This is a genomic window from Oleiphilus sp. HI0067, from assembly GCF_001635735.1.
In genome coordinates this window covers 1-1,349 of the sequence record NZ_LWFI01001054.1, presented here as the reverse complement: position 1 = coordinate 1,349, position 1,349 = coordinate 1, and the positions used below count along the sequence as shown (strand labels likewise).

General features: G+C 45.7%; 2 protein-coding genes. Both read left to right on the top strand.

Going from position 1 to position 1,349, the window contains the following annotated elements:
- Nucleotides 1–622: ATP phosphoribosyltransferase regulatory subunit (locus A3739_RS14495; RefSeq protein ID WP_197472338.1), on the top strand; the 622-nt coding region annotated here is incomplete at its 5' end.
- 50 nt (nt 623–672) lie between these two features.
- Nucleotides 673–1,349: adenylosuccinate synthetase (locus tag A3739_RS14490; RefSeq protein ID WP_197472337.1), on the top strand; the 677-nt coding region annotated here is incomplete at its 3' end.

Here is a 1,349-nt window from a genome sequence, read left to right as displayed (position 1 = left end):
CGCATTGAATCGCAAGTCAATTCCCGAGCTTGATACGCTAGCCGCTGAACATAAGTTGCCGGTTATCGATATTATTCGCGAAATCGCTCTGCTTAGCGGCAGTATTGATGCCTTGTCGGAAGTGCGAAAAAGCATATCCCAGTACTCTGAATTAGCTAGTAACGAAACTTTAGATGCCGTTGATGCTTTGATGCGTTTTGCTGAGTTGGTTGGCGAGCGTTTCCCAGAAATTGAACTAGGCTATGATTTCTGCGAGTTACGAGGCTATGACTATCATACTGGCGTGATGTTCAGCGCATATACACCAAGCTTTGGATATGCATTGGCTAAAGGTGGACGATATGACTCCATCGGCGCTGAATTTGGTGAATCTCGCCCAGCAACCGGTTTTAGTGCAGACTTAAAAACGCTCGTGCGTTTGCAGTCTCGTATTAGCACAATGAATTCAGGGGCGATTTTAGCTCCATACGGCACAGATAAAGCGTTGCTAGAGCGGATCGCTGATTTGCGACAGACGCAGCGTGTCGTGCAAAGCCTTTCAGAATCAGATGAGCAGACCTACGGTTGCTCTAAAAAACTTGCTCAAAGCCAAGACGGCCAGTGGGTAGTTGTTGAAATTTAATCGGTTACTTTAATGGTAACTTTCAGCTTTATTGCTAGAGAAATTGAAATATGGGTAAGAATGTTGTCATTTTAGGCACCCAATGGGGTGATGAGGGCAAAGGAAAAATCGTTGATCTTTTGACTGATCAGGTTACTGCGGTGGCGCGTTTTCAGGGTGGCCACAATGCGGGGCATACCTTGGTTATCGACGGCCAGAAGACGGTGCTTCACCTTATTCCATCTGGTATTTTGCGAGATGGTGTGACCTGCTTAATTGGCAACGGTGTTGTGCTAGCTCCCGATGCATTATTGAAAGAAATGCGCGGTCTTGAGGAAAACGGTGTTCCTGTTCGTGAACGTCTTAAATTGAGCTTAGCTTGTCCTTTGATTCTTCCTTATCACGTGGCACTTGATCAGGCGCGCGAAATTGCAAAAGGCGCCAATAAGATCGGCACGACAGGTCGCGGTATTGGCCCGGCCTATGAAGACAAAGTATCTCGTCGTGGTCTTCGCTTAGGTGATTTAGCAAACCCAGAAGCATTTGCTGAAAAACTAAAAGAGATCATGACTTATCACAACTTTGTATTAGAGAATTTCTATAAAGTTGAGCCTATCTCTTATGAGAAAACACTCGAAGAAACCCTTAAGATGGGCGAAGAGTTGCTGCCGCTAGCTGTTGATGTTACTGACGAGCTACATGCATATCGTGAACGTGGTGAGAATATTATGTTTGAAGGCGCGCAAGG